Source organism: Kineococcus terrestris, from assembly GCF_041020755.1.
GTDB lineage: Bacteria > Actinomycetota > Actinomycetes > Actinomycetales > Kineococcaceae > Kineococcus > Kineococcus terrestris.
Map to the genome: position 1 here is coordinate 46,638 of NZ_JBEUEI010000020.1, position 23,519 is coordinate 70,156.

Below are 23,519 nucleotides of genomic sequence, written 5' to 3' on the forward strand. Positions count from 1 at the left end.
CCCGGCGTGGCGCTTTGCGCGCGCGGCCGGCGACCGGGACCTTCGACCCTGGGACCGCCGGTCGCGGGCGTGCACCGTCCGGCGCGGGGGACGGGGACCGCCCGGGGCGGCCCGGTGGAGCGAGGAGGTGGACCGTGCACCGACGCCTGACGAGCCCGGCGACGCGGGGGGCGAGCCGCCCGGGAGCGCGCCAGCGGCCCGTGGACCTGCACACGCGCACGGCCGTCGTCGTCTTCCACGACGGCTCGCGCGACAGCCGCCTCGCGGTCCACCTCGCCGCCGTGGAGGCCGTGGCGACGGGGGACTGCCTGCACGTCGTGACCGTGGCGGAGGACCCGGCGGGCGCGGGCGACCCGGGGGACGCGCGGCGCCCGCGCGCCCTCGCCGGGCTCGTGGACGCCGAGGACCTCGACGAGCTCGAGGGGGCGGGAGCGCGGCGCCTGGCCGTGGAGGAGGCCCGCGAGCTGCTGCGGGTGACGGAGGACCGCCTGCACCGGGCCTGGCCGTCCCTGCGCACGTGCACCCACCTGCACTGGGGGTCGCCGGCCCTGGCCGTCGACGCCGAGGTCCGCGCGGGGCGGCTGTCCTTCGCCGGCAGCCGCGGCCGCGGCCGGCAGCGGGACGGGGAGGGCGGTGGCGGGCGGCTGGGCGGGTGCGTGGGGCACCTGCTGTCCGCGGCCGGCCCGGCCGGGCACGCCGTCGTCGTGGCGCGCGCGGCGGACACCCGCCCGGCGCCGGCGCCGTGGGCGCGCGCGGTGAGGTCCGGCGCGCCGGGCGACCCGGACTTCGCGGCGCTGGCCCGTGACACCGCGGCCCGGTGCGGGGCGGAGCTGACCGTCGCCGACGCCCGCCGGCTGCGCGCCCGCTGGTTCCGCCGCGCCGGCGACCCCGCGCAGCTGCTCGGTGACCGCCCGGCCACCTCGCCCGGGTTCCTGCTCCTGGACCCCAGCGTCGAACCGGGCACGGCCGCGCCCCTCGTCGCCGCCCTGGCCGGCCCGCCCGTCCCCGCCCGCGCCTGACCCGTCCCCACCCCGCACCCGCGCCCCCACCGGGCCCCTCCTTCCGTGATCCTGCTGGTGGTCCCAGCAAGATCACGGTGGGCGGGGGTCGCGACCGTCGTGATCACGGGTGCGTGAGCGCTCACCCGTCCGTGATCACGGCGGGTGGGGGCGGGGTCCGGGGGCGGGACCGAGGTCCCTGGTGCGGGGCACGGGCCGCGCGCACGCTGGCGGCGCGGGCGGCGGAGGGGCCGCCGCCGCACGGACCCGGGAGGGGCCATGACCGCGACGGGGCGGGACAGGGTGGTCGTCGGCGTGTGGGACGCCACCGCGAGCGGGGCCGCCGTCCGCTGGGCGGCGCAGGAGGCGGAGCTGCGCGGCGCGGACCTGCACCTGCTGCACGCCGTGCCCGAGGCGGCCACGGGCGACGTCACGTACGCCTGGTACGCCGCCGCGCACCTGCAGCAGCTCGAGCGGGCCGGTCGCGCGGCCCTGGAGGAGCTGGCCGCGCAGGTCGCCGCGACCCGGCCGCAGCTGCCGGTGACGACCGCGCTGGAGCGCGCACCCGTGCGCCGGGCGCTCGTGGACGCCGCGACGCACGGGGCGGGTGCGGTCCTGCTCGTCGTGGGCGCGCGGCGCCGGCGCGCGGCCGCCGCCCTGCGGCTGGGCTCGACGGCCCTGCACCTGGCCGCCCACGCGCCGTGCCCGCTGGCCGTCGTGCGCGCCGTCCCGGCCGGCGACGCGCGGGGCGTGGTCGTCGGCCACGACGGCTCCCCGGCCTCGGCCGCCGCGGTGCGCTTCGCCGCGCAGCGGGCGCTGGCCGCGGGGGAGGCGCTGCACCTGGTGCGCGCCCACGACACCCCCGCCCGCCGCCTCGACGGGTGGAGCCCGCAGCTGTACGAGGAAGTGCGTGCCGCCGACGGCGCCGCGCACCGGCGCGAGGTGGAGGAGGCCGCCGCCCGGCTGCGCGAGGAGCACCCCGGCCTGGAGGTCCACGTCCACCTCGCCCCCGACACCGACCCCGCCGACGCGCTGACCGGCGTCGCCGCGCGCGCCGCGCTGCTCGTCGTCGGCGCCCGCGGGCACGGCGCCTTCGTCAGCGCGCTGCTGGGATCGGCCAGCCACGACGTCCTGCACCGCGCGAGCGGTCCCGTCGTCGTCGTGCCGGACCCGGACCGCGTGCACCACCAGCGCGCGGCGCGGCGGGCCGCGCACGCTGGACCTTCCCGCGACGTCAACGCCTAGCGTCCCCGGCGAGGAGGTGGTGGCCGTGGAGTGGACCGTCGCGCAGGTGGCGCGGGCGGCCGGGACGACGCCCCGGACGCTGCGCCACTACGACGAGGTCGGGCTGCTCCCGCCCACCCGGACGGGCGCCAACGGCTACCGCTACTACGACGGGGCCGCGCTGCTGCGCCTGCAGCGGATCCTGCTGCTGCGCGGGATGGGCGTGGGCCTGCCCGCGATCGCCGACCTCCTCGCCGCCCGCACCGACGCGGGCACCCTCCTGCGGCAGCACCTGGAGCTGCTGCGGGAGCAGGAGGAGCGGCTGCGGCGCCGCAGCGCGGCCGTGCGCGCGGCGCTGGGCCGCGTGGAGCGCGGGGAGGAGCTGGACGTGGACGAGGTGTTCGACGGGTTCGAGGGGGCGCGCGGCCCCGAGGAGGACGGCAGCCGCTGGGAGGAGGAGGTGGTGGCCCGCTGGGGCCGCGGCGCGTGGGAGGACGGCCGCCGCGCGTGGGAGGCGCTGGGCCCGGACGGGCGGGCGGCGGCGCTCGCCGAGCACGACGCGGTGGGCCGGGGGCTGGCCGCCGCGCTGGGCGAGGACGAACCCGCGGACGGCGAGCGCGCGCAGGAGCTGGTGCGCCGGCACCACGCGTGGGTGTCGCGGTCGTGGGTCCCGGGGGCCGACGCGTACCGCGGGCTGGCGGACACCTACGTGCAGGACGAGCGGTTCCGCGCGACGTACGAGGCGTTCGGGCCAGGGACGGCGCGCTACCTGCGCGACGCGGCGCACGTGTTCGCCGACCGCGAGCTCACCTGAGCCGGGCCGGTCAGCGGGCGGGTCAGCGGGCCGGTCACCGGGCGCTCCACCGGAGCGGCACCCACCGGGCGCCCGCCGTCGGCCCGCCGTCGGCCCGCGTGTCGGTGGCGCGGGGCAGGGTGGGCCGGGTGACGAGCACCGCTGACCCGCTGCGCGACGGCCTGGCCGGGCGCACCGGGTTCGACCCGGACTTCCTGGCGCCCGGCCCCGCCGTGCCGGTGCCGCTGCCGGTCGACCCGCTGGACGCGGCGGCCGTCGTGGTCCTGCCGTACACGCGCTTCTCGGTGGTGCTGCGCCCGGACCGGCGGCTGGCGGCGGCGACGGTCGTCGGGATCGACGGCGGGTCGCTGGTCGACGTGGAGCGCGGCGGCGACCCGTGGTTCCTGGACCCGCGCGTCGGCCCGGACGAGCAGGCCGGGGCGGAGCTGTACCGGGACAACGACTTCGACCGCGGTCACCTGGTGCGCCGCCGCGACCCGGTGTGGGGTCCGGCCGAGGTGGCGCGGCGGGCGAACGCGGACACGTTCGCGTACCCGAACGCCGCGCCGCAGCACGCCCGGTTCAACCAGTCGCTGGAGCTGTGGCTGGGGCTGGAGGACCACGTGCTGGCGTTCGCGCGGGAGGTCTCGCACCGCGTCGTCGTGGCCACGGGCCCGGTGCTCGCCGACGACGACCCGGAGTACCGCGGGGTGCGGGTGCCGCGCCGGTTCTGGAAGGTCGCGGGCTGGCTGCGCCCGGGCGCCGGCGGTGAGCGGGGCGCGCCGGTGCTGGCGTCGGCGGCCTTCGTGCTCGACCAGACGCCGCTGGTGGCGGACGTGCTGCGGGCCCGGGCGCAGGCGCGGCCCGCGCCGGACCTGGGGGGTTTCCGCACGTTCCAGGTGCCGGTCGCGGACGTGGCCGAGCTGACCCGGCTGGACCTGGGGCCGCTGCCGGCGGCGGACCGCCTGCCCGCGCTCGCCCCGGTGGCGGCGGGCGCCGACGTGGACGGCGGGGTGCCGGCGTGGCGGACGGTGACGGCGCCGGGCGACCTGCTGCTGTGACCCGGCCACCCGCCGCGGGCCGGCAGGTCAGGTGAGGCTACCCTCGCCGCGTGAACCGTCGATCCCTCCTCGCGGCCCTGGCCGCCTCCGGCGCCCTCGCCACCCTGACCGCCTGCGGGAGTGACGCCGCCGACGCGGGGTCGGCCCCCGGCGCCTCCGCCCCGGCCGCCGGCGGCTCCTTCCCGGTGACGGTCGAGCACGTCCTCGGCTCGACGGAGGTGCCGGCCGAGCCCCAGCGGGTCGTCACCGTCGGCTACAACGAGCAAGACTTCGTCCTGGCGCTGGGCGTCGTGCCCGTGGGCACCCGCAAGACCCTCAGCTACGACTCCGCGCAGCGGCCGTGGGCGCAGGACCTGCTGCCCGAGGGCGGGATCCCCGAGGTCGGGGAGGCGGAGCTGAACCTGGAGGCGATCGCCGCCCTGCAGCCCGACCTGATCGTCGGTGCGTACTCCTACGTGGAGCAGGCCCTGTACGAGCAGCTGAGCGCGATCGCCCCCACGATCGCCGACGTGCCCGGCGAGAGCGAGGGCGCCGCCGCCACCTGGCAGCGGGAGCTGGAGGTGATCGGCCAGGCCCTCGGGCGCACCGACGAGGCCGCCGCCCTCACCGAGGAGGTCGAGGCGGTGTTCCAGGACGCCGTGGACGCGAACCCGGGGTTCTCCGGGAAGACCGTCACGGTCGCCCTGGTCATCGGCGGGCAGTACTACCTGCTGGGCGCGGAGGACCCGCGCGGGAAGTTCTTCCACGAGCTCGGGTTCGAGCCCAACCCCACCACCGGCGAGCTGAGCGCCGAGCAGGTGTCGGTGATGGACACCGACGTGCTCGTCGTCCTGGGCGCGAGCGAGGAGGACTTCGCCGCGAACGGCGTCGCCGCCGGCCTCGCCGTCGTCACCGATGGCCGCACCGTCTACATGCCCACGTTCGAGGACGACTTCGCCGGCGCGCTCGGCTTCTCCAGCCCGCTGTCGCTGCCGTACGCCGTCGAGACCGCCGTGCCGGCGCTGGCCGCGGCCGCCGACGGCGACCCCGCCACCGTCCCGGCGACGCTGTGAGCCGCGCGGCCCGGTGACCGTCGCGGTCGCCGGGCCGCCGCTCCACCTGGCGCCACGGCCGACGCCTGGTTGGCTGGGGCCATGCGCATCTTCTTCACCGGCGGCAGCGGCAAGGCCGGTCACCACGTCGCGCCGTACCTGGCCTCCCGGGGCCACCACGTCACCAACGCCGACCTCGCCCCGCTGGGCCACCCCGACGTCACCGACCTGCGGGTCGACCTGACCGACACCGGCCAGGTGTACTCGGCCCTGGCGGGCATGCCCACGACGGCCGACCTCGACGAGGCCGACCCGCGCGCCGGCGCGGGCACCTCCTACGACGCCGTCGTCCACTTCGCCGCGATCCCCACGATCCTGCGCGCGCCGGACGCCACGACGTTCGAGACGAACATCCGCGCGCACTACAACGTGCTGGAGGCCGCGACGCGGCTCGGGATCCGCAAGGTGGTGTTCGCCTCCTCCGAGACGACCTACGGCATCTGCTTCTCCCGCGGCGAGCGCAAGCCCCTGTACGTGCCGGTCGACGAGGAGCACCCCGTCGTGCCGGAGGACTCCTACGCCATGTCGAAGGTGGCCGGGGAGGTGGTCTCGCGCTCGTTCCAGGCCCGCACCGGCGCGGACGTGTACGGCCTGCGGATCAACAACGTCGTCGAGCCGCACGAGTACGCCGAGAAGTTCCCGCCGTTCCTCGCGGACCCGGCCCTGCGCCGGCGCAACGTCTTCGGCTACATCGACACCCGCGACCTGGGGCAGCTGACGCTGCGGGCCCTGGAGACCGACGGGCTGGGTTACCAGGTCTTCAACGTCGCCAACGCCGACACGTCGGTGGCCGCGACCACCCAGGAGATCCTCGGCACGTTCTACGAGGGGGTCGAGGTGCGGCGCGAGATGGGCCCGCACGAGACCTTCTACAGCATCGACAAGGCCCGGCAGCTGCTCGGCTACGAGCCGCAGCACTCCTGGCGCGACGTGCTGGAGGACCCCCGCGCCTGACGGGCCGCCCGGGGGGCGGGCGACCCGGGCCGCCGTCCGCGGCCCGGGTTCAGCGGACCCACACGCGCAGGTCGCCGACCGCGTCGAAGCCGCCGGCGACGGCGTCCGCCAGGACCGCGCCGCGCTGGTACCCGACGAGGGGACGCGCGGGGAACAGGGCCGCGACGGCGCCGGCGAGCTCCGCCCAGTCCAGCCGGTGCCCCTCGACGGCGTAGGTGTTGGAGACGTCGACCGCCCCGCTGCCCAGGCGGGCGACCGCTCCGGCGACGGTGCGCCCGTCCACCCGCCGGGCCAGCACGGCGAAGTGCCCGCGCCGCAGCAGCGCCGGGAGCAGGACCGCGCCGGTGTCGTGCAGCGCGGTCCACTCCGCCAGCTCCTCCCGGGTCCGCACCCGCGTCCACGGTCCCCGCCCGGGTCCCGCGGCGCGGTCCGCTGCCGCAGCGGGTCGGCGGTGGACCCAGGTGGCGGAGAACAGGAGCCGCATGCCCGCGCCGGTCAGGTCCAGGGTGGCGAAGCTGTCCTTGACGCCGGCGTGCTCACGGCCCGCGAGGCGCTGCTCGAGGCGCTCGGCCGTCACCCCGGGTTCCACCACGACGGCGTCGGAGTGCAGCGGCGGTGGTGCGCCCGCAGCGCTCCACACCCCCTCCGAGATGACGGACCCCACACCGTGCAGGGCGCACAGGTCCTCGTACCAGCCGACGCCGGCGTCGACCGCGGTGCGCAGCCGGGGATCGAGCGCTGCGGGTCCCTCGGGGACCACCGGGGTGTCGCGTGCGGTGCTCATCGGCGCCCATCCTGCGGCACCGGTCCGCGCGCGCGGTCGGGTTTCCCGTCGTCGCCCGCGGGCCGTCCTGCCCCGTCGGCGCCCCCCTCAGCGCGCGGCGGCCGGTCCCACCCGCGCCGGCCACCAGACGCGGTCGCCGACGTCGTGGGCGATCGCCGGCACGAGGAACGAGCGCACCAGCAGGGTGTCGATGAGGACGCCGACGGCGACGAGGAACGCCAGCTGCGCCAGGAACAGCAGCGGCACCACGGCCAGCGCCGCGAACGTCGTGGCCAGCACGACCCCGGCGGAGGTGATGACCCCGCCGGTGGCGCGCAGGCCCCGCAGCGTCCCGGTGCGGGTGCCGTGGACCAGCGACTCCTCGCGCACGCGCGTCATGAGGAAGATCGAGTAGTCCACGCCGAGGGCGACGAGGAACACGAACGCGTACAGCGGCACGACCGGGTCGGCGCCGGGGAACCCGAGGACGTGCTCGAACACGAGCGCGGCCAGGCCCACGGTGGCGGCGTAGGACAGCACGGTGCAGGCCATGACGACCGTGGCGGCCAGCACCGAGCGCAGCAGCAGCACGAGGACGACCCAGACGGCGACGGCGACGACGGGGACGATGAGGTTCCGGTCGGCGGTCGCCGCCTCCAGGGTGTCGGCGGTGGTGGCGGTGGTGCCGCCGACCAGCGCGTCCAGCCCGGCGTCCGACAGGGCGGTGCGCAACTCGCGCACGGTCCCGGCCGCGGCCGTGGAGTCGGGGGCGTCGGTGAGGGTCGCCTGGACGACGGCGGTCGTGCCGTCCTCGGGCCCGGGGGCGACGGAGGCGACGCCGTCGGTGGCGGCGGCGACCTCGGCGGCGCGCGCGGCCTGCGCAGCGGGCACGACGACCTGCGCGGGGTCGCCCGCGCCGGCGTCGAAGTGCTCGGCGAGCACCGCGAACCCGTCGACGGACTCGACCTCGGCGAGGAACGTGTCGGCCTGGCTGACGCCGTCGGCCTCGAACGTGGGGAAGAACGCGGCGAACGCGGCCAGGACGGCGGCGGTGACGATCCAGGTGCGGCGGGCGCGGCGCTCGACGACGCCGGAGACGCGGTCCCAGACCCCGCGGCGCGGGGCCCGGTGGGCGGCGTGCTCGGCGCCCGCGGCGTGCCCGGTGCCCGCGTGCTCGGGAGCCGCCGGCCGCGGCACGCGCGGCCAGAACAGCCAGCGCCCGGTGGCCAGCAGGACGGGCAGGAACGTCAGCGCGGACAGCAGCGCGGCGCCGATGCCGATGGCGGCCACCGGGCCCAGGGACCGGTTGGAGTTCAGCGAGGACAGCAGCAGGCACAGCAGGCCGATGGCGACGGTGGCGGCCGAGGCGGCGACGGGTTCCAGCACGGCGCGCCAGGCGCGGCGCAGCGCGGTGCCGGTGGACGCGTGCTGCCGCAGCTCCTCCCGGTAGCGGGCCACCAGCAGCAGTCCGTAGTCGGTGGCGGCGCCGACGACGAGGATCGACAGGATGCCCTGGCTCTGCCCGTTGAGGGTGAGGACGCCCGCCTCGGCCAGCTCGTAGACGACGAGGCCGGCCAGGGCGAGGGCGAACACCGACGTCAGCAGCACCGCGAACGGCAGCACGGGGGAGCGGTAGACGAGCACGAGGATGACGAGGACGGCGACGAGCGCGACGACGAGCAGGATCCCGTCGATGGCGCCGAAGGCCGCGCCGAGGTCGGCGGCCAGGGCGGCGGGACCGGTGACGAACACCTGCGCGCCCCCGGCCGGGCCGTCCACCAGGGCCGCCGCGTCCTCGCGCAGCGCCTCGACGACGGCGTCCTCGGGGGCGCTCTCGACCAGCTGCAGCGGCAGCAGCAGCGACGTCCCGTCCTCGCTGGGCACGACGGCGGCGGGCGGGGCGGCCAGGTACCGCTCCAGCGGGGTGCCGTCGACGTCGAGGTCGGGCAGGCCGGCGAGGAACTCCTGCGCCGCGGGCACGTCGGCGGGGGCGAGGCCGCCGTCGCGCTCCAGCAGGACGAACGCGGGCACGGTGCCGGTGTCCTCCAGCCCGCGCACGGCCTCGGCGGCGCGGGTGGACTCGGCGTCGGCGGGCAGGAACGTGGCCGGGTCGTTGGTCTGGACGCTCGACAGGTTCCCGACGGCGGGGCCGCCGACGCCGGCGACGGCGAGCCAGAGGAGGGCGAGGACGGCGAGGGCGGCGCGGGTGAGCCACCGCGCCCGACGAACGCTAAGCATGCTGAGTGTTTACCCGGTGAGGCCCCCGGCGCGCCAGTCGGGGACAGTGGGGGCGTGGCGGACGTGGCGGACGACGCGCGGGACTGGCCCACGGGCCGGCTGCTGTCGACCGCGGCGCGCCTGGTCGAGCACGCGTGGGACGACGCCCTCGCCGCGCACGAGCTGACCCACTCGCGCGTCGTCGCGCTGCACCTGCTGCTGGACGGCCCCACCACCCAGCGCGACCTGGCCCGTCGCGCCGGCGTGGAGGAGCAGACGATGGGCCGCGTCCTGCGCGGCATGGAGGAGCGCGGCCAGGTCGCCCGCGCGCGCGACAGCGCCGACCGCCGCCGCACCCTCGTCAGCGTCACCGACGCCGGCCGGGAGGCCCTGCGCACGGCCACGGGCCTGAGCGACGAGGACCCCGTCCTGCGCGTGGTCGAGGGCACCGGCTCCGACCCGCGGGCCTTCCGCGCCGCGCTGCTCGCCCTCGTGCAGCACTTCGCCGCCCGCCGCTGGCCCGACGCCCCGGACGGGCTGGACGCTCCGCCCGACGCCGGGTCCCCTTCGTGACGACGGCGGTGGTGCGCGCGCTGCGGGCCCTGGTGGACGGGGACGACGGGGCCGCCCGCCGGGCCGTCGAGGGCGACACCTCGCTGCTGGGCTCGGCCCTGGCGCGGCACCTGCGCGCGGGCGGCGGCGGGTCGGTCTACGACCGGCCGGCGGCCTTCGAGGCGTTCGTCCGCGGAGGAGGCAACGTCCCCCTGTACGCCGCGGTCAGCGCGGCGCTGGCGGGCCTGCACGACGAGCACCGGCCCGCGAGCCTGCTCGACGTGGGCTGCGGCGACGGGCTGGCGCTGCTGCCGGCGCTGCGGACCGCGCGGCACCACCCCGCCCGCGTCGACGTGGTCGAGCCCTCGGAACCGCTGCTGGCGGCCGCCACCGCCGGGCTGCACCGCTGGCGGGCCGGCTGCGAGGCCGGTGCGGCGGGCCGGCCGCGGGTGCGCACCTGGCCGGGGAGGGTCCAGGACCTCCTCGCCGGGCGTGACGGCTGGCAGGACGACTGGGACGTGGTCCAGTCGACCTTCGCCCTGCACACCCTGCCGCACGCCGATCGCGGCGCGGTCCTGCGCGCGCTGCGCCCGCGCACCGGCCGGCTGGCCGTCGTGGAGTTCGACGTGCCCGCGGCGGCGGTCGGCAGCCCGGAGCACCTGGGGTTCCTGGCGAGGACCTACGAGCAGGGCCTGGCCGAGTACTCGGAGCGCTCCGGGCAGCGGGAGCTCGTGGCACGGGGTTTCCTGATGCCGGTGCTGACGGGGCAGCTGCGTCCCGGCGCGGTCCGGGCCACGTTCGAGCAGCCCGCCGCGGCGTGGGCGGAACAGGTCCGCGAGGCCGGCTGGACCGACGTCGCCGTCACCGCGCTGCACGACTACTGGTCCTCGCCGGCGTTCCTGCTCACCGCGCGCGGCGGCCCGAGCCCCTCCGACCCCACCCTGGTGTAACGCTACAACGTCTGACAGGGTGGGCCCACGGGCACGGTCAGTGATGACGGACCGGGCGAAGGTCGCCCGGTCCTCGTGGTCCGCGACGGCAGTGCCGTCAGCGCGGTCCCGGGGTCCCGGACGTTCCGACACCACGGAGCGGAGCAGTTCCCACCCGGCGGAGCCCGGGGCCCGACGGCGGGCACCGGCCCGAGCACCACCCGGACGACGAGAGGACCTTCCCGCGTGAAGGCGACCCGAGCCTGCACCTCAGCCCTGGCAGCCACCGCCCTGGCGGCCGCCCTCCTCAGCGGTTCGACCGCGGCCGCGAGCGCCGCGACCGGGTCCGCGGAGGGCCCCGGTCTCAAGGACGTCTACGAGGACCACTTCCTCGTCGGCAACGTCATCAGCCCCGACGACTGGACGGCGAACGGCGGTGCGAAGTGGGAGCACCTGCTCAAGCACTACAACGCCGTGACGCCCGAGAACGCCCTGAAGCCCGACAGCGTCTGGAGCGGTGACCCCGAGACCGGTTTCCCGGCGGAGGCCCCCACCGGTCTGGAGAGCGCGGACGAGCTCCTGAGGCGGGCGAACGAGGCCGGTTTCTACACGATCGGGCACGCGCTGGCGTGGCACAACCAGTCGCGGTACTGGCCGGCCCGGTCCGCCGACCGCAACACGCTGACCTCCGACATGGAGATCCACTGGGACTACCAGGAGGCCCGCGCCCAGCTGCGGAGGTACATCCAGACGGTCGCCGGGCGCTACAGCGACGGCCCCGCCTCGCTGGACGCCTGGGACGTCGTCAACGAGGCGATGCGGGACAACCCGGAGAACCCCACGGACTGGCGCAACGCCCTGCGCTCCCTGGAGCAGCCCAAGTACCGGGCGGCGGCCTGGGCCGGCGCCTACGCCCGCGGCGGGAACGCGTGGGACTACGTCTACGACTCGTTCCTGTTCGCGCGCGAGGCCGACCCGGACGCGGTCCTGTACTACAACGACTTCAACGACCTGGAACTGCCGAACAAGGCGATCGCCATCGCCAGCATGGTCACGGAGCTCAACGAGCGGTACGCCGCCGAGCACCCCGAGGACGAGAAGCCGCTCATCCAGGGCATCGGCATCCAGGCGCACTACAACACGCGGCTCGACCTGGACAACCTCGAGCGGAACCTGCAGATCTACGCCGCGACGGGCGCGCAGATCTCGCTCACCGAGCTCGACCTCAGCATCACCGGGACGCAGGACTCCGGCGAGACCCTGCCGCCCACCGACGAGCAGCTGCAGGTGCAGGCGGACAAGTACGCCGAGCTGTTCCTGCTGCTGAAGCGGTACTCGGACCACATCGCGCGCGTCTCCTTCTGGGGCACGAGCGACGCCAACAGCTGGCGCTCCAGCTTCTTCCCGCTGCCGTTCTCGCGGGACGGCGACACGTGGGTCGAGAAGCCGGCGTTCCAGGCGGTGGCCGACCCCGAGGGGTGGCTCGGCCTCGAGGAGGAGCGCCCCGAGCTGACGTCCTTCACCTACTCCGGCGAGGTCTTCGAGATCGACCCGCGGACGACGGAGTACGACGTCCACGTCCCCGACGACGTGACGAGCGTGGAGTTCTCCGCCGACGACGTCGCGCACCGCTGGGGCGACGACGTCGAGGTCGAGGTCTCGCCCGGCGCGGAGGAGTGCGCCGTGGCCCCGGGCGACCCGTGCGTCGTCACCGTGACGGCCTCGCGGGTGGACGAGCCGGCCAACGCCGCCACGTACACGATCAACTTCGGGCACACGACGGTCGAGTGGGAGCAGGACGTCCACTACCCGGACACCGGCTACCGCTCCGCGGCCGAGGTGCGCTTCAGCGACGGCGGCGGCGACCTCACCCTGTTCCAGGAGTTCCTGCGCGACGGCCGGCCCGTCGCCACGACCAGCGAGCAGCACCCCGCGCCGCCGAAGCACGGCAGCGCCCGGTACACGATCAGCACCGGGGGCCCCGTCGTCGACGGCGACCCGGCGGGCACGACCGTGCGCAAGCACGTGTGGGGCGAGGACTGGGCGCCGCTCGCGGCGGCCCGCGTCACGGACCTCGACCGGCCGCAGAGCACGTGGCGGGCGGCGGACGCGATCGAGGACGGTGAGACGTACCTCGTCGTGGCGGGCGACGGCGCCACCGGCCACGCGCTGACCCACGAGGGCCTCGACCCGGTGCCCGCGGGCGACGGCGTCAGCGAGGAGCGGCAGGGCTACTACAGCACCCCCGTCGTCGTCGACGGCGACGCGGTCGTCGAGCCCGCGCCGGTGCAGGACAACACGCGCTGGCTGTTCACGGAGGCCGAGAGCAGCGACCCGGGCCCCTACACCTCTGAGAACGGCTACCGGGGCTTCACGATGATGAGCCTGGTCCACGGCGGCCTCATCCAGCCGTTCACGATCCACCGGGCCAACGACCCGGAGCGCGTCAACACCGACGGGCTCGTCTCGGACAAGCTCATCGGCGACGAGAACCTCGACCGCGCGGTGTGGTTCAGCACCGGGCTGGACGAGGACGGCGCCACGACGCTGTTCACGCACACCGCCGCGACGGGCGAGACGTACGCGCTGCAGGGGTCCCGCGCCGGTTTCGTCGCCGAGGGCGGCCGCGGTGAGCTGGCCGGCGACGCCGGCCGCGTCCGGCTGTTCGAGAGCGTCACCGAGCGGACGCTCGAGGAGACCGACAGCCTCGGTGTCGGCATCGAGTTCGGCGCGGCCGAGCGCGCGGACGGGCACCACGAGGTGCCCGTCGCGGCGGACGTGCCGGACGGCCGCCAGGCGGTCCTGCTGCGCGACGGCGCCCCCGTGGCGACGGCGACGTTCGCCGATGGCCGGGCGGTGCTGCGCCTCGCCGACGGTGACGTCGAGGCCGGCGCCCGCTTCGTGGTCGTCGTCCGCGACGGCGACCGGGTGCTGGGGGCGGCCCCGCTCCCGGCGGACCACCTCGCCGTGCCGGTGACGGTGAGGGCGAGCTCCCGCGACGTCGTCAACCCCGCGAGCCGGGGCACGCTGCAGGTCGCGCTGCTGTCGCAGACCGGGTTCGACCCGGTCGCCGACGTCGCCGTGGACACCCTGCGCGTGGGCGCCCGGGGCACCGAGGACTCGGTCGTCGCCTGCCGGGGCGGCCGGGACCTGAACGCCGACCGCGTGGCCGACCTGAGCTGCACCGTCAGCGTCCCGCGCACCGGTGTCGCCCACGGTGACACGCAGCTGCTGGTCACCGGGTCCACGGTGGGCGGTGCCGCGCTCGAGGCGAGCGTGCCGATCCGCACCGTGCCCGCGCCCCGCGGCTAACGGCCCCCGGGCTGTCCGGCCCGGCTGAGCGAGCGAGCCCCGCACCGGGCACGGTGCGGGGCTCGCTGCCGTCAGGGTTGGAGCCCTGCCACCGGAGTGGACTATTCCGTGAACAAGGTGCACGATGTACTCACATCACGATCAGGGAGGCGTCATGGCCACGCAGGTCCACCCGAACATCGAGCTCCTCGAGCGCAGCCTGGCCCTCCTCACCTCCGGCCGGGTCGACCAGCTCGCCGACCTCCTCACCGACGACTTCCGCATCAACGTGCACGGGGCCCCGACGCGGGTCGGGCGCGACGCGTGGCGCGAGAACGTGGCGATCATGCAGGCCTCCTTCTCCGACCTGTCGGTCGAGGTGCTGCACGCTCTCGCCGACGGCGACCTGGTGGCGGTGAACCTGCGGTTCACCGCCCGCCACGCCGGCGACTTCCTCGGCGTCCCGGCCACCGGGCGCACCGTGCGGTACGACAGCCTCGAGCACTACCGCGTGCGCGACGGGCTGATCGCCGAGGAGTGGATCGCCTCCGACGTCGGCACGCTCCTGTCGCAGCTCGGGGTCGAACGGTGAGCGATGCGCTCCGCGTCCTCGACGGCGTGATGCGGCTCGCCGACCTCGTGCAGCGCGACGCCGCGGAGTCCTTCGCCGGCACCGCGCTCACGACCTCGCGCGCCCACCTGCTCTGGGTGGTGCACCACACCGGGCCGTCGACGCAGCAGTCGCTGGCCGCCGCGCTCGCCGTGACCCCGCGCAACATCACCGGTCTCGTCGACGCGCTCGAGTCGGCCGGCTACGTCGAGCGGGCACCGCACCCGAGCGACCGCCGCGCGACCCTCGTGACGCTCACCGCCCTCGGTGAGCGCACCGCGCGCGAGATGTCGGCGCAGCGCGAGCAGCTCGCCTCCGACCTCGTCGCCGGGCTGGACGAGGCCGAGCAGCGCGCGCTGGCGGCGGGACTGGACCGGCTCTCCGAGCGGTTCGAGGCGCTGGTGGCGGCCGCCGACGCACCGTCGCCCGAGCACACGTAGGACGCCCTGTCCTCCAACGGCCTCCAGGGCCGCGGAACAACTCCTCGACGTCGCTCCAGGTGCGTCAGGACCGCGCGCCGACGGGGGCGCGTCGGGCGCCCGCCCGGCTCGCCGCAGCCGACCGATCGTCTGGTCGAGCAGCTCAGGACTCGAGGCGGACAGCAGTGCGGTCTCGCTCTCGTGAGGAAGCTCCACGACCAGTCGGACGTCCAGCCCGCGCACGGCTGCGGACCGAGCGTGACCCGACGTGCCCTCGAGGGAGAGAGCGGCACCGCTGCCGGTCGCCACGCGTCCACCCCGAGCACGAGGTGGCCTTCGAGCACCACGAGGGGCACCTCGGGGTCCACCGCAGCGGTCAGGCCGCTCGACCGGCCCGACCACACTGGAACACCGGCGCGGCCGTCCTCGTGCTCGGTGACCCCGCCCAAGTCCGTGCGCTCCACACCCGCACCTCACCTGCCCCGGCTCGTTCGTCGACTCGTCGAGGCGGTCGACGACCCGCTGGTCAGCGCCACGACCACGACCTCGCCCGCAGGGCCCGTGGGCGTGGGCTCGTCAGGACGTCGGCTCGTCAGGACGTCGGCTCGTCAGGACGTCGGCTCGTCAGGACGTCGGTGTCGCGATGGCGTCAGCGGTGAGAGTGGTCCGGACGCGGTGGGCACCGGGCAGGACTTCCCGTCGTCGACCGGCTGGTCCTGCACCGTCGGGCCGCGCCGCTGAGCGCGGGCGTGCGGAGCGGGCCGCCGCCAGCACCGTCGACGAGCTGGTCTCCCGCTCGGTGTCCTCCACCACGGTGATCGAGACGAGGGGTTCCACGGGCCCTCGGACGGTCGCGGGGTGGTGCCGACTGCGACCTGATCCCTCAGCAGGGATCGGCGGGGGAGCGGCGAGAGCACGGGCGGGCCGCGGGCGAACCGTTCCAGGCCACCGTCACGACCGCACGCCGGGCCCGTCGTCTCGCGCCCCGCTCGAGCAGTGGTGGCGTCCTGAGGCTGTGGAGGCGACTGGCGCGTCGGGATCCACCGAGTTGTCGTCGCGCGCCCAGGATCGGCCAGAATGGGCGCAGCAGTCCTGGCGTGGTGCCGGGCGACCCCCGGCACCTCGAAGGACCTCGACATGCCCGCTGACACGCCCGCCGACACGACCGCTGGCACGCCCGCCGACACCTCGACCGCAGCCGCGGCGGAGGCGGCGGCCGGGGCGCTGGTCGCCGACGGAGCGCGCGTGGCGGCGGCCCGGCGGCTGCAGGAGGCCCTCGGGCGGGCGGGGCGTGAGCGGTCGACGACGGGCGTGCGGCTGGACGGGCTGGCCGCTCTGGCGGCCCGGTCGCTGGGGACCGCTTCGGGGCGGATCGCGCTGCTGTCGGACGCGCAGCAGCTGGTCGGGGCGGTCGGGCCGCAGCCGGTCGCGGGAGCTGACGGCGAGGAGCCGCTGGCGCAGTGGCTGTGCGCGCAGACCGCCGCGGCCGGCCGGGTGCTGGCCGTCGCCGACACCGCGGCCGACGAGCGGGTCGCGGCCCTGCGCTCGGTGACCTCCGGGGTGGTCGGCTCCTACCTGGGCGCCCCGCTGCGCGGCCCGGGCGGGCAGGTGGTGGGCGCGGTGTGCGTCTTCGAGCCCGGTCCGCGCACCTGGAGCGAGCAGGACGCGGACCTGCTGGCCCAGGTGTCCGTGGCCGCGGCGGCGCAGCTGGAGCTGGCCGCGGTCAGCGGTGAGCACGCCGCCGACCGGACGCTGCTGCAGGTGACGATCGCCGCGGCCGAGCTGGGCACCTTCGACCTGGACCTGGTCACCGGTGAGCTGACGATGAACGAGCGGCTGCTGCAGCTGTCGGAGCTGACCCCGGAGACCTTCGGCGGCTCCCCGGAGGACGTGTACGCCCACATCCACCCCGAGGACCGTGAGGCGACGATCGCCGCGGTCAGCGAGTCCACCACCCGCGGCGGGACGTACGCCTCGGAGTACCGGGTCGTGGCCGCCGACGGCACCCACCGCTGGGTCGCGGCGCGGGGGGCGACCCTGCCCGGGCCCGACGGGGCGCCGGCGCGGCTGGTGGGCGCGGCCTACGACATCACCGCTGTGCGCCGGGCGGCGACGCGCACCGAGCAGATCCTGGACGCGATGGCCGTGGGCTACCTGGCGATGGACGCCGACTGGGTGATCACCTACGTCAACACCGCCGCCGTGCACGCCCTGGGCCTGCCGCGCGAGCAGTTGGTGGGGCAGGTCATCTGGGAGCTGTTCCCCGGCACCGCCGGCACCGACTTCGAGGCCGGGTACCGGCGCGCCGCCGAGACGGGGCGGCCGGTGACGTTCGACGCCTACTACCCCGAGCCCCTGGACGCCTGGTACGAGGTGCGCGCCACCCCCGAGGACGGCGGGGTGGCGCTGTACTTCGTCGACATCACCGCCCGCAAGGACGCCCAGGCCGCCGCCGAGGCCGCCGCGCAGCGCAGCCAGCTGCTGGCCGCGGTGACCCAGGAGCTGACCGGCACCCTGGACGTGGACGAGGCGGTGGCGCACCTGGCGCAGCTGGTGGTCCCCGTGCTGGGGGACTGGTGCCTGATCAGCGTCCTGGACGACGAGGCCACCGCCACCACCCCGGCCACCGCGCGGGCCAGCACCGCCGCCGGACGCGCCGGGGACCTGCGCCGGGGCCTGCGCGACGTGGGGGTCTGGCACCACGACGAGCAGCAGCGCGAGAGCGTGCAGCAGTACGCCGCGGTGCGCTTGAGCGAGCTGGGGGACGACGCCTTCGTCTGGCAGGCGCTGCGCCAGGCCCGTCCCGTGATCATTCCGGACGCCACCCGCGCTCTGACCGACCTGCTGGCCCCCGACGGCGCCGGACGGGAGCTGATCGCGCGGCTGGCCCCCCTCTCGGGGGCGATCTTCCCGCTGCGCGGGCGGGGCCGGACCGTGGGGCTGCTCAGCGTGTTCAGCGGCGCGCAGCGTCCGGCGCTGAGCGAGCAGGAGCTGGCCACGGCCGCCGAGGTCGCCGACCGCGCCGGCCTCGCGCTGGACTCCGCGCGGCTGTACCGCCAGCAGCGCGACCTGGCCGAGGGCCTGCAGCGGGCGCTGCTGTCGGAGCCTCCCGAGCCCGACCACGGGCAGATCGTGGTGCGCTACCGGCCCGCGGCCGAGGCCGCGCGGGTCGGCGGGGACTGGTACGACGCCTTCATCCAGCCCGCCGGGGCCACCGTCCTGGTCATCGGTGACGTCCTGGGCCACGACACCCAGGCCGCGGCCGCGATGAGCCAGGTGCGCACCCTGGTCCGCGGGTTCGGCGCGCTGGAGGACCGGTCCCCGGCGCAGGTCCTGGCCCAGACCGACCGGGTCCTGGCCAACCTGCAGGTCGGCACGACCGCGACGGCGGTCGTGGCGCGCCTGGAGCAGAGCCTGGACGAGCGACGGCGGGGGGTGACCCGGCTGCGCTGGTCGAACGCCGGGCACCCGCCGCCGATGGTCGTCAACCCCGACGGAACGGTGCTGCCGCTGGTGGGGGTGAGCGCGGACCTGCTGCTGGGGGTGCTGCCCGACGTCCGGCGGCGCACCTCCGAGGTCGTGCTGGACCGCGGCTCCACGGTCGTCCTGTTCACCGACGGCCTGGTCGAGCGCCGCGACCAGCCGCTGGGGGAGGGGCTGGCCCTGCTGCAGGAGGTCCTGGAAGACCTGGCCGCGGAGGGCCCCGACCTGGACACCCTCGTCGACCGGACGCTGGCGCGGATGCTGCCGGGACGAGCCGAGGACGACGTGGCGGTGGTCGCGGTGCGCCTGCACCGCCAGGACGAACCGCGCCCGCCGGAGGCCGGCCCGCGGCGGGTGCCGCCGCACGTGCCGGACGAGCCCGAACCCGACGCCTGAGCGGGGACGGCTACCCGAGCGGCTGGTCGACGCCCCGTGGCCATCGGCACGACCGCGTGACCGCTGCGCCACCGTCCGCGGCACGCACCCGCATCACGGAGCGCCTCCACCCTCCACCCTCCAGCGCCGCCTCCACCGCGGCCTCCACGTGCAGCCGCGTCGTCGGGAACAGCCGCACGTCGGTGTCCTCCTGGCGCAGCAGCAGTTCCAGCTCCGTGCAGCCCAGCACGACGCCTTCGCACCCGGCCGCCGCGAGATCGGCCACGACCTCCAGGCACGCCGCGCGCGAGGCGGCGTCCACGACCCCCCGGCACAGTTCGTCGTAGATCACCCGGTGCACCAGCGCTCGCTGCGCGGGCGCGGGGACGACGACCTCCACCCCGTGCGCGGCCATGCGCTCGCGGTAGGAGGCCTGCTCCATCGTGAACGCGGTGCCCAGCAGACCGACGCGCGAGGCCCCGGCCGCCCGCACCGCCGCCGCGGTCACGTCGACGATGTGCAGCAGCGGCACGTCCACCGCCTCCTGCAGCGCCCCGGCCACCTCGTGCATCGTGTTAGTGCACAGCACGAGCAGCTCCGCCCCACCGGCCTCCAGGGCCGCCGCCTCGCGGGCCAGGACCCGCCCGGCCCCGGCCCAGTCGCCCGCGGCCTGCAACCGCTCGATCCCCGCGAAGTCGACCGAGCGCACGAGCACCTCGGCCGAGTGCAGCCCGCCCAGGCGCTCGCGCACGAGCTCGTTCGCCAGCCGGTAGTACTCCGCGGTGGACTCCCAGCTCATCCCGCCCAGCATCCCGATGGTGCGCACCGGACCTCCCGCTCCTCGACGCCTGCGCGGCCAGCCTGCCGCGACGGAGCCCGTGCCGCCGCGAATACCCCCGCCCACCCGTGACGTCTGTCACGGGTGACCCGTGCGCGGCGCCGCGGAACTCGTGAGCGCGCGCACGGGGCAGGGCCCCGGGGCGGCGCGAGGCTGGGAGCAGCCCGCAGGACCCCTCTGGAGCAGGAGGAACCGTGACCGCCCCCACCACCGGAACCGTCACCGGCAGCACCACCGGACCCGCCGCCGTCGACGTGCAGGACCTGGAGCGCACCTACGCCTCCGGCGCCCGCGCCGTGCGCGGCATCAGCTTCACCGTCCGCCCCGGCGAGGTGTTCGGCCTGCTCGGCACCAACGGCGCCGGCAAGACGTCCACCGTCGACGTCGTCGCCGGCTTGGCCCGCCCCACCGGCGGCCGCGTGCGCGTGCTGGGCCACGACCCGGTCCGCGAGCGCCGCGCCGTGCGCCCGCGCACCGGTGTCGTCCTGCAGTCCGGCGGGCTGCCGGCCGACCTGACCGTCGAGGAGGCCGCCCGCACGTGGGCGGGCACCCTGTCCCGCAGCCGTCCCGTCGGCGAGGTGCTGGAGGCCGTCGGGCTCACCGCGAAGCTGCGCACGCCGCTGGCGGCGCTGTCGGGCGGGGAGCGCCGGCGCCTGGACCTGGCCGTCGCCCTGCTCGGCCACCCCGACCTGCTGCTGCTGGACGAGCCCACCACCGGCCTGGACGCCGAGAGCCGCCGCTCCGTGTGGGACCTCGTGCGCGAGCTGGTCGCCACCGGCACCGCCGTCCTGCTGACCACCCACCACCTGGAGGAGGCCGAGGAGCTGGCGGACCGCCTCGCCCTCATGCACGCCGGGCGCATCGCCGCCGAGGGCACCCTCGACGAGGTCGTCGCCAGCCACCGCGCCGAGGTGCGCTGGGCCGCCTCCGCCGGGCGCCCGCCCGCCGGCGTCCTGGACCGCGGCGAGGAGGTGCGCGAGGAGGCGCGGCACGTCGTCGTCCGCACCGACCAGCTGCAGCGCACCCTGTCCGCCGTCCTGGCCTGGGCCGACGCCGAGCGCCTGGTGCTGCCCGAGCTGCGCGCCGTCCCCGCCTCCCTGGAGGCCGCCTTCCTCGCCCTGACCCGCGTTCCCGACCAGGAGGTCGCCCGATGAGCACTGTGGACCCGGCCACGAGCACCGACCGCGGCCCCGTCGTCACCACCACCCGCCCCGCCCGCCGCACCGGCCCGCTGCGCCGCACCTGGGCGCTGGCGCGCGCCGAGGTCCTCCTGCTGCGGCGCAACCGGACCCTGCTGTTCAACGCGGTCCTCACACCCGTCGGCGTGGTCGCCCTGCTGGCGCTCGTCGGTGACGGGCGGGCGATGACGGGCGAGGTCGCCGCCCGCAGCGTCGGCCTGATGATCGCGATGCTGCTGCTGTTCGTCGTCTACTACAACGTCCTGAGCACCGCCGTCGCCCGCCGCGAAGCCGGTGTGCTGCAACGCCTGCGCACGGGAGAACTGGCGGACGCGGAGGTGCTGGCGGCGGTGTGCGCGCCGGCGGTCGCGCTGACGCTGGCCCAGACGCTCCTGCTGGTCGCGATCGGCGGGCCCGTGCTGGACCTGCCGCTGCCCGCGAACCCGCTCGTCGTGGTGCTCGGGGTCCTGCTGGGCTGCGCCGTCCTGGCGCTGCTGGCGCTGGCCACGGCCACCTGGTCGAAGAACCTGGAGTCCGTGCAGGTGACCAGCCTGCCCGTCATCGCCCTGTGCGTGCTGGGCGCGGGGGTGGCCGTGCCGCTGGACCTGCTGCCCGAGCCCGTCCAGCGCGTCGCGGAGTTCCTCCCCCTGACGCCCGTCGTGGAGCTGGTGCAGGACGGGTGGGTCGGCGAGCCGGACCTCGCCGGTGTCGCGGTGCCCGCCGCGATCGCCCTCGGCTGGGTCGTCGCCGGGGCCCTCGTCGTCCGCGGGGCCTTCCGCTGGTCCCCGCGGGCGTGAGCTCGGCGGGGGGAGCGGCGCGGGGGACTGGCAGGGTGAGCGCCGTGAGCGCCCCGGACGTCCACAGCGCCGCGGCCGGCCCGGCGCCGCGCGGCGGGCGGTCCACGCCCGCCGCGCTGCTGCGCCGCTGGCGGGCCGCGGACGACGTGACCCGCATCGAGGTCTACACGCGGGCCTCGTTCGCGGCGATCTGGCTCGTCGGCCCGCTCCTCGTGCTCAGCCGCCGCCCCGAGCTGGGACAGGGCCCGGCGCAGGGCGTCGGGCCGGGCGCCTGGCTGCTCGCGCTGGCCGCGGTCCTGGCGCAGGCCGTCGCGACGGGCGTGCTGGTGGACCGGCAGATCACCGGCGCCCCGCGCACCCGGCGCCACCTGCTGGCCTGGCTGGGCACGAGCGCGCTGGCCGTCGCGGTCGGCGCCGGCACGGGCGGCCCGGACGCGGTCGGCTGGCGGGTCGTGGTCCTGGCCGCCGCCGCGTTCGTCGGCACGGCGCCGCTGGGGCGGGCCGGTCCGCGCCGGTACCTGCCCGCCGCGCTGGGCGCGGGGCTGCTGGCCGGGGTGCTGGCGCGGCCCCCGGCCGTCTCCTGGGCCTCCGTGGTGGCCCTCGTGGCCGTGGTCGCGCTGTTCGTCGCCGTCACCGCGCAGCTGTCGCTGTGGATCTGCGACGTGGTGCGGCGCCTGGCGCGCGCCGAGCAGGACCGGGCCCGCCTGGCCGTGGCCGAGGAGCGGCTGCGCTTCGCCCGCGACCTGCACGACGTCGTCGGCCGGGACCTGTCCGCCATCGCCGTCACCAGCGACCTGGTCGCCGAGCTGGCCCGCCGCGGGCGCCCGGAGGCCGCCGAGCGCGCCGAGGAGGTGCGCCGCGTCGCGCAGGAGTCGCTGCGCCAGGTGCGCGAGGTCGTGCGCGGCTACCGCGGCGTGGACCTGGCCGCCGAGCTGGACGGCGCCGCGGCCCTGCTGCGCTCGGCGGGCGTGCCGTGCACCGTGGAGGTGTCCGGGCCCCTGGGCGAGGTGCCCGCGCCCGTGCGCGAGGCGGCGGCGTGGGTGGTGCGCGAGGGCGTGACGAACGTCGTGCGGCACGCGGTGCCCAGCCGCTGCCGGGTGTCGGTGACCGTGGGTGGGCAGGAGGTCGAGGTGCGGGTGGTCAACGACGGTGCGAACCCGGGGACGGGTCGCGGCACGGGGCTGCAGGGGCTCGCCGAGCGGCTGCGGCCCCTGGGCGGGCGGCTGTCCGCCACCGGCCGCGACGGGGAGTTCACGCTGGTGGCGCTGCTGCCGCGGGGAGGCCAGCGGTGAGCGGGACGAGCGTGCGGGTCCTGCTGGCCGACGACGAGAACCTCGTGCGCAGCGCCGTCGCCGGGCTGCTGGACCTGCAGGAGGACATCGAGGTCGTCGCCCAGGCGGCCTCCGGGCCCGAGGCCGTCGCAACCGCCCGCAAGGCGCTGCCCGACGTCGCCGTGCTGGACCTGCAGATGCCGGGCGCCGACGGCCTGGCCGTGGCCGCGCAGCTGCACGAGCAGGTCCCCGGCTGCCGCACGATGGTCCTGACCAGCCACGGCCGGCCCGGCTACCTCAAGCGGGCGCTGGAGCTGGGCGTGCGCGGGTTCCTGCCCAAGACCGCCTCCGGCGCCGTCCTGGCCGACGCCATCCGCACCGTCGCCGCCGGCGGCCGCTGGGTCGACCCGGAACTGGCCGCCGACGCCATCGCGGCCGGGGAGAGCCCCCTGACCCCGCGCGAGGCGGACGTGCTGGAACTGGCCGCCGACGGGGCGCAGGTGGAGGAGATCGCCCTGAAGGTGTCCCTGTCGCCCGGCACCGTGCGCAACCACCTGTCCTCGGCCGTCGGCAAGCTCGGCGTCGCCAACCGCCACGAGGCGGTGGCCGCCGCCCGCCGCGCCGGGTGGATCTGAGCGGGCACCGCACCGGACGCGCGAGCGCCCCGGCCCCCGC

General features: G+C 76.8%; 19 protein-coding genes. 16 read left to right on the forward strand and 3 right to left on the reverse strand.

What is annotated here, in order from left to right; all coding sequences use genetic code 11:
* Window positions 1-134 precede the first annotated feature (134 nt).
* The 6 genes from AB8M62_RS13215 to AB8M62_RS13240 all read left to right on the forward strand — a co-directional run bounded on the left by AB8M62_RS13215 (window position 135) and on the right by AB8M62_RS13240 (window position 6,121).
* Complete coding sequence (locus AB8M62_RS13215) at window positions 135-1,019, forward strand: hypothetical protein (protein WP_369056535.1); 885 nt, start codon at window positions 135-137, stop codon at window positions 1,017-1,019.
* A 258-nt stretch (window positions 1,020-1,277) separates the two neighbouring features.
* Window positions 1,278-2,243 (forward strand): universal stress protein, encoded by a 966-nt coding sequence (locus tag AB8M62_RS13220; protein WP_369069860.1) that lies wholly within the window; start codon window positions 1,278-1,280, stop codon window positions 2,241-2,243.
* 25 nt (window positions 2,244-2,268) lie between these two features.
* On the forward strand, window positions 2,269-3,036 hold the full coding sequence (locus tag AB8M62_RS13225) for a MerR family transcriptional regulator (RefSeq protein WP_369056388.1): 768 nt from the start codon (window positions 2,269-2,271) through the stop codon (window positions 3,034-3,036).
* 128 nt (window positions 3,037-3,164) lie between these two features.
* Window positions 3,165-4,076, forward strand: coding sequence for a DNA/RNA non-specific endonuclease (locus tag AB8M62_RS13230; protein WP_369069861.1), 912 nt, complete (start codon window positions 3,165-3,167; stop codon window positions 4,074-4,076).
* 50 nt (window positions 4,077-4,126) lie between these two features.
* On the forward strand, window positions 4,127-5,128 hold the full coding sequence (locus AB8M62_RS13235; RefSeq protein ID WP_369069862.1) for an iron-siderophore ABC transporter substrate-binding protein: 1,002 nt from the start codon (window positions 4,127-4,129) through the stop codon (window positions 5,126-5,128).
* Window positions 5,129-5,209: 81 nt separating this feature from the next.
* Window positions 5,210-6,121: an NAD-dependent epimerase/dehydratase family protein gene (locus tag AB8M62_RS13240; protein WP_369069863.1), complete on the forward strand. Its 912-nt coding sequence runs from the start codon at window positions 5,210-5,212 to the stop codon at window positions 6,119-6,121.
* 49 nt (window positions 6,122-6,170) lie between these two features.
* On the opposite strand, the gene AB8M62_RS13245 is transcribed toward AB8M62_RS13240, so the two are convergent.
* A complete protein-coding gene (locus AB8M62_RS13245) occupies window positions 6,171-6,905 on the reverse strand; it encodes a hypothetical protein (protein ID WP_369069864.1) in 735 nt (244 codons plus the stop codon).
* Between the two features lie 87 nt (window positions 6,906-6,992).
* Window positions 6,993-9,122 carry an MMPL family transporter gene (locus AB8M62_RS13250; RefSeq protein WP_369069865.1) on the reverse strand — a complete coding sequence of 710 codons (2,130 nt, stop codon included), beginning with the start codon at window positions 9,120-9,122 and terminating at the stop codon, window positions 6,993-6,995.
* A 54-nt stretch (window positions 9,123-9,176) separates the two neighbouring features.
* Here AB8M62_RS13250 and AB8M62_RS13255 point away from each other — a divergent pair, with 54 nt between their 5' ends.
* The 6 genes from AB8M62_RS13255 (at window position 9,177) to AB8M62_RS13280 (ending at window position 18,781) form a co-directional block, all read left to right on the forward strand.
* Complete coding sequence (locus AB8M62_RS13255; protein ID WP_369069867.1) at window positions 9,177-9,674, forward strand: MarR family winged helix-turn-helix transcriptional regulator; 498 nt, start codon at window positions 9,177-9,179, stop codon at window positions 9,672-9,674.
* Window positions 9,671-10,603, forward strand: coding sequence for a class I SAM-dependent methyltransferase (locus tag AB8M62_RS13260; RefSeq protein WP_369069868.1), 933 nt, complete (start codon window positions 9,671-9,673; stop codon window positions 10,601-10,603). The genes AB8M62_RS13255 and AB8M62_RS13260 overlap by 4 nt, the downstream gene beginning before the upstream one ends.
* A gap of 225 nt (window positions 10,604-10,828) precedes the next feature.
* Window positions 10,829-13,894 carry an endo-1,4-beta-xylanase gene (locus AB8M62_RS13265; protein ID WP_369069869.1) on the forward strand — a complete coding sequence of 1,022 codons (3,066 nt, stop codon included), beginning with the start codon at window positions 10,829-10,831 and terminating at the stop codon, window positions 13,892-13,894.
* Between the two features lie 154 nt (window positions 13,895-14,048).
* Window positions 14,049-14,465 (forward strand): ester cyclase, encoded by a 417-nt coding sequence (locus AB8M62_RS13270; protein WP_369069871.1) that lies wholly within the window; start codon window positions 14,049-14,051, stop codon window positions 14,463-14,465.
* Complete coding sequence (locus AB8M62_RS13275; RefSeq protein WP_369069872.1) at window positions 14,462-14,923, forward strand: MarR family winged helix-turn-helix transcriptional regulator; 462 nt, start codon at window positions 14,462-14,464, stop codon at window positions 14,921-14,923. The genes AB8M62_RS13270 and AB8M62_RS13275 overlap by 4 nt, the downstream gene beginning before the upstream one ends.
* A gap of 1,056 nt (window positions 14,924-15,979) precedes the next feature.
* Window positions 15,980-18,781, forward strand: a complete 2,802-nt coding sequence (locus AB8M62_RS13280) for a SpoIIE family protein phosphatase (RefSeq protein ID WP_369069873.1) — start codon at window positions 15,980-15,982, stop codon at window positions 18,779-18,781.
* A 10-nt stretch (window positions 18,782-18,791) separates the two neighbouring features.
* Here AB8M62_RS13280 and AB8M62_RS13285 read toward each other — a convergent pair whose 3' ends face one another.
* Window positions 18,792-19,586 (reverse strand): aspartate/glutamate racemase family protein, encoded by a 795-nt coding sequence (locus AB8M62_RS13285; RefSeq protein ID WP_369069874.1) that lies wholly within the window; start codon window positions 19,584-19,586, stop codon window positions 18,792-18,794.
* A 206-nt stretch (window positions 19,587-19,792) separates the two neighbouring features.
* Between AB8M62_RS13285 and AB8M62_RS13290 the strand changes: the two genes are divergently transcribed.
* Genes AB8M62_RS13290 through AB8M62_RS13305 form a run of 4 tightly spaced genes read left to right on the forward strand, consistent with a single transcriptional unit; the run spans window position 19,793 to window position 23,479 of the window.
* Window positions 19,793-20,752 carry an ABC transporter ATP-binding protein gene (locus AB8M62_RS13290; RefSeq protein ID WP_369056378.1) on the forward strand — a complete coding sequence of 320 codons (960 nt, stop codon included), beginning with the start codon at window positions 19,793-19,795 and terminating at the stop codon, window positions 20,750-20,752.
* Complete coding sequence (locus AB8M62_RS13295; protein WP_369069875.1) at window positions 20,749-21,573, forward strand: ABC transporter permease; 825 nt, start codon at window positions 20,749-20,751, stop codon at window positions 21,571-21,573. Before AB8M62_RS13290 ends, AB8M62_RS13295 begins: the two co-directional genes overlap by 4 nt.
* A gap of 44 nt (window positions 21,574-21,617) precedes the next feature.
* On the forward strand, window positions 21,618-22,865 hold the full coding sequence (locus tag AB8M62_RS13300) for a sensor histidine kinase (protein WP_369056376.1): 1,248 nt from the start codon (window positions 21,618-21,620) through the stop codon (window positions 22,863-22,865).
* Window positions 22,862-23,479 carry a response regulator gene (locus AB8M62_RS13305; protein WP_369069876.1) on the forward strand — a complete coding sequence of 206 codons (618 nt, stop codon included), beginning with the start codon at window positions 22,862-22,864 and terminating at the stop codon, window positions 23,477-23,479. The genes AB8M62_RS13300 and AB8M62_RS13305 overlap by 4 nt, the downstream gene beginning before the upstream one ends.
* Window positions 23,480-23,519 lie beyond the last annotated feature (40 nt).